Genomic DNA, 4,433 nt, shown 5'->3' with positions numbered 1-4,433 from the left:
CAGAGTCACCCACCACGGGCACCACAGAGACAAAGGCCCCAACGAGGGATGCCGACGCGCCGACAACACGCATGGGCATAGTGACTAATTTCGTTAACAAGCAGCCACTGAGGCTGCTCGCTAAGGCCAAAATAACTACACCGCGCCACAGCTTCTGCGTCTGCATGTCGCTCACCTCTCAGTTTTTTAGGCGATGGTCACACCCAAACGATGCGCCACTTCTTCGTAAGCTTCCACCACGTCGCCGAGGCCTTGGCGGAATCGATCTTTGTCGAGCTTCTTGCGTGTTTCTTTATCCCACAAACGGCAACCGTCGGGTGAGAATTCGTCGCCTAAAACAATCTGACCCTTAAACACGCCAAACTCTAGCTTGAAGTCGACCAACAGCATGTCGCCGGCGAGGAACAAGGCCTTCAGAATGTCGTTGATTTGCAGCGACAAACGCTTCATTTCCGTGAGTTGCTCTAAGGTCGCCCAACCAAATGACACGGCATGCGCCTCATTAATCATGGGGTCGCCCAAGGCATCATTCTTGAGGAACAGTTCGAAGGTCGGCGGGTTCAGCGCCAAACCCTCTTCAACGCCAAGTCGGCGCACCAGTGAGCCGGCGGCGTAGTTACGCACCACACACTCGACCGGAATCATGTGCAAGCGCTTGACCAGCGACTCGGTCGGCGACAGCAGCTTGACCTGATGCGTGGCAATGCCCGCAGCAGACAATTTGTCCATGATGAACGCATTGAATTGGTTGTTAACCGCACCTTTGCGATCCAGTTGCTCAATGCGCTTGCCATCGAACGCAGAGGTGTCGTTGCGATAAACAATCACCACATGATCGGCATCATCGGTAGCAAATACTGACTTGGCTTTGCCCGTGTAGAGCAGGTCACGCTTTTCCATCAAAACTCTCCAAACCTCAGGGCCAACGCGCCTGCAAGGTGGTCAATAAATTTCGCGATACGGCTACTGGAGCCAAGGTTTCATCGTTGCGTTGCAAGCTCAGCACAAAGGCTTCGGTGGCACGAACCATACGTAATTGGTAGTCCTGACCGGCAATGTTGAGATCTACCAAACCCAATTCTTGGTTACGGTCTTTCAGGCTCACACCCGCGTTATTCAAGGCACGGCCAAGCTCGTCCCAAACACGCTCACGAGGACCAACGACACGCAGCTCAGGAACGCCATTACCATCCGTTCCCAATTTAACAGGCGTGCGCCCAGGGCTATTTGGCAGCGGTGGCAGAGAGACTTCTTGAACGGGTTTCATGGCTGGAGGGAAAGGCACAACAAAGTTCTTGCCCGTGGCTGTTGCAGTTTCGGCGACCGCAGGAATGGGGTAAAGCGGCTTGATCGGACGAGTTTCCACGCCTGCAGGCATGACCAACGCAGGCGAAGGCTTAGCCTGGCCGTAATCTAAGCTACGATCACGAAAGTAACCTGAGCACGCAGGCAGCAGCGTGACTGCAAGGGCAACAAGGACGAATTGACGCATTAAAGCACTCCAGATGCAGACAAGGCCGCGCGAACGCGCGGCTGGGCATCTGCGGAGAGTACCGTTAAAGGCAGGCGAATGCCGAGCCCCATACGGCCCATTTCTGCTAATGCCCACTTAACCGGGATCGGGTTCGACTCAATAAACAAAATTTGATGCAGCTGGGCAACCGATTCGGTTAGCTCGCGAGCTCGCCCAGCATGCCCCGCTAACGCCGCTTCGCAGGCATTGGCCATCACACCCGGGGCCACATTGGCGGTGACCGAAATATTGCCTTTGCCGCCCAGAAGGATCAGCTCTATGGCGGTGGCATCATCACCCGAATACACCGCCATACGATCGCCTACTAAACCAATGAGCTCTTGGCCTCGCACGAGGTCGCCGGTGGCATCTTTAATGCCGACAATATTGGGAATACCCGCCAATCTCGCCACCGTTGCGTTAAGCATGTCGACGCCGGTTCGGCCTGGCACGTTGTAGAGAATTTGGGGGATTTGCACGGCTTCTGCGATGGCTTTGTAGTGCTGGTACAAACCCTCTTGCGTGGGCTTGTTGTAATACGGCGTGACAAGCAATACGGCGTCTGCGCCTAAGTTCGCGGCCGCTTGTGTGAGCTCAATTGCTTCGCGTGTGGAGTTTGCACCGGTACCGGCAATAACCGCTAAGCGACCTGCAGCCACTTCAATGACCACGCGCACAACTTCCAGATGCTCGTCCACATCTAAGGTGGCCGATTCGCCCGTGGTACCCACGGCGACGATGCCATGCGTGCCTTCGGCAACATGCCACTCAACCAACTGCTTAAGTGCCGCCCAATCCACACTGCCATCAGAGTTCATGGGTGTGACTAAAGCCACCAGGCTACCAAGGATCATGCGGCTCTCCACCAGCTGTCGTGTGTTTCGTAAGCCGCGTATGTTAAGGGCGACATCCCCTGCTTAACAAGCAAGATCGTCACACTCAGCACGCCAGCTCAGCTGGGCCACTAATCACGTTCCAGAACTCATGAGTCGCAATTGTAGGATTTTCGTAACTTATTTGGCACTCAGCTTGCAGTGTTAGATGTGCATAGATGCTCGGAGAAATACATGCACATCCCCCTAGTGAAAAAAGCTTGTGTCATTCTGACGCTTAGCCTTGGCCTAGCTGCCTGTGGCGGCGAGAAAGGCGGCTCATCAGAATCCAGTCCACGAGTCGCCACGGATGGCATCAATGGTTCGAATGGCAAGGATGGCGTCAACGGTACTGATGGAAAAGACGGTACAAACGGTAGTGATGGCAAGGACGGGCAAGATGGCACTGACTTCTTTAACCTCCCAGTATTTAATCTAGTCGAGGCGGATACACAGCGTATTCATGATGCCTTGGCGGGAAAATACAAGCTGGCAAACAGCACCGATAAATTGACCTGCGAAACACTGGTCAAGATGTATATCGAACGCATCTTTAAATACAACAACAACCCTCAGCCGAATGGAGGTCTGCCCATTAGCGCTGTGCTATCCATCAACACCAATGCACTCGCTCAGGCTCGGCAATTAGATGCGCTTTACAAGCAGGACAAAGGCATAGGCAACCGCAATTTACACTGTGCGCCGATTCTGCTGAAAGACAACTATGACACCGTCGACAGCCCATCCACATCGGCCTCACCGTCTATGTTAGGTCACACCGCCGGCAAAGACTCTCCCTCCGTAATCGGCCTGAGAAAGGCCGGGGCAGTTATTCTTGGAAAAGCGCAGCAGGATGAGTTTGCTTTCTTTACCACCGGCTTCTCCGGACGAACGCTGCTCGTCACCAACCCCTACAACACCCAGCAAAGCCCTGCAGGCTCGTCTTCCGGCACAGGCGCATCGATTGCCGCTAACTTTGCCTTGGGCGGCACCGGCAGCGACACCTGTCAGTCGATTCGGCACCCCTCTTCTGTGGGAGGGCTAGTAGGTATCCGGCCAAGCATTGGTGTTGTGTCGCGAAAAGGGATTTTTCCGCTGTCACATACGCGTGATACGGGCGGTCCCATGACGCGTAATGTCCGCGATGCTGCACTCATGCTAACCGCAATGGCGAGCGTTCCTAGCGCAGCCGAAGATGCCAACTTTGCTGTGGACGATCCCGATACCACGCTGTTTACCAACTCAGGAAAGCGCCCAACGACTTATCTGAAATACTTGGATCGCTCGGTATACGGCATGCGCGGCAAGAAAATTGGCATCATTCGTCAGCTTGGAACGAATACCAATCCAACAGGCGCTGGCACGGTGCAAGGCGCACTTATTGAGAATGCCGTCAAAGTCATGCGCGCTAATGGTGCAGAAATATACGATGTGTATTTGCCCAACTACACCAGTCGTGGCGCAGGATCCTCACACAATGAAGTCAACCAATACTTCAAAGAGTTCATTCGGGATGGCGGCAAGAGTCCGCGCAAATGCTTAAGCAGCACCCTGGGCGCAACCAGCCCGAATAATAATGGCTGTGTAGGGCTAGATGGCATTTTGGAAACACTCAGAACAGGGCCACGTACAGCGCCATTCATTGCGCTATCAGCAACGGATGATGCAAACGCCACGGTCACAGCCGCTGAGCTCGCCGCCATTAAAGCCGAACGGGATTACGCCACAAACGTTATGGATGGCAACGTGCCGAATACGATCCGTGCATATGCCTCCGGCAACTCTGGGCCCGTGATTAAAGACGTAAAGCTTGATGTCATGATCCTTTCACCAGGACCTGACGGCGGTAGAACCTGTGACTTCGGCTCAACCACGCAAATGGGCTCTATTGTTGCGCCAGTGGGCGTAGATAGCAGCGTAGGTGTACCTCGTGGCATGGAAATATTTGTGCGGCGCTTTGATGAAGGTACTGGCATCGGCATTGCGTATGACTTTGAGCAGGTCACTCAGCACCGCTTCCCACCCAATATATCTCCTTCGCCCTTTTA

Annotated in this window: 5 protein-coding genes; 1 reads left to right on the top strand and 4 read right to left on the bottom strand. The window is 54.2% G+C overall.

All coding sequences use genetic code 11. From position 1 onward, the window contains the following. The 4 genes from AC14IB_RS04815 to dapA form a co-directional block, all read right to left on the bottom strand. On the bottom strand, nucleotides 1–166 hold a 166-nt coding region (locus tag AC14IB_RS04815), incomplete at its 3' end, for a DUF6726 family protein (protein ID WP_484230813.1). 20 nt (nucleotides 167–186) lie between these two features. Next, nucleotides 187–900, bottom strand: coding sequence for a phosphoribosylaminoimidazolesuccinocarboxamide synthase (gene purC / locus AC14IB_RS04810; RefSeq protein WP_068858565.1), 714 nt, complete (start codon nucleotides 898–900; stop codon nucleotides 187–189). Between the two features lie 16 nt (nucleotides 901–916). Then, nucleotides 917–1,492: an outer membrane protein assembly factor BamC gene (gene bamC / locus AC14IB_RS04805; RefSeq protein WP_484230812.1), complete on the bottom strand. Its 576-nt coding sequence runs from the start codon at nucleotides 1,490–1,492 to the stop codon at nucleotides 917–919. Beyond that, nucleotides 1,492–2,367, bottom strand: coding sequence for a 4-hydroxy-tetrahydrodipicolinate synthase (gene dapA, locus AC14IB_RS04800; protein ID WP_484230811.1), 876 nt, complete (start codon nucleotides 2,365–2,367; stop codon nucleotides 1,492–1,494). The genes bamC and dapA overlap by 1 nt, the downstream gene beginning before the upstream one ends. A 213-nt stretch (nucleotides 2,368–2,580) precedes the next feature. Here dapA and AC14IB_RS04795 point away from each other — a divergent pair. Beyond that, nucleotides 2,581–4,433: amidase family protein (locus AC14IB_RS04795; protein WP_484230810.1), on the top strand; the 1,853-nt coding region annotated here is incomplete at its 3' end.

The sequence above is a fragment of the Perlucidibaca sp. genome, assembly GCF_057084925.1.
This window is presented reverse-complemented; position numbering and strand designations above follow the sequence as displayed.

What these genes read in the sequence shown, in the direction of transcription:
- purC (WP_068858565.1), bottom strand. Translation starts at nt 900, where the DNA reads ATGGAAAAGCGTGACCTGCTCTACACGGGCAAAGCCAAGTCAGTATTT.
- bamC (WP_484230812.1), bottom strand. Translation starts at nt 1,492, where the DNA reads ATGCGTCAATTCGTCCTTGTTGCCCTTGCAGTCACGCTGCTGCCTGCG.
- dapA (WP_484230811.1), bottom strand. Translation starts at nt 2,367, where the DNA reads ATGATCCTTGGTAGCCTGGTGGCTTTAGTCACACCCATGAACTCTGAT.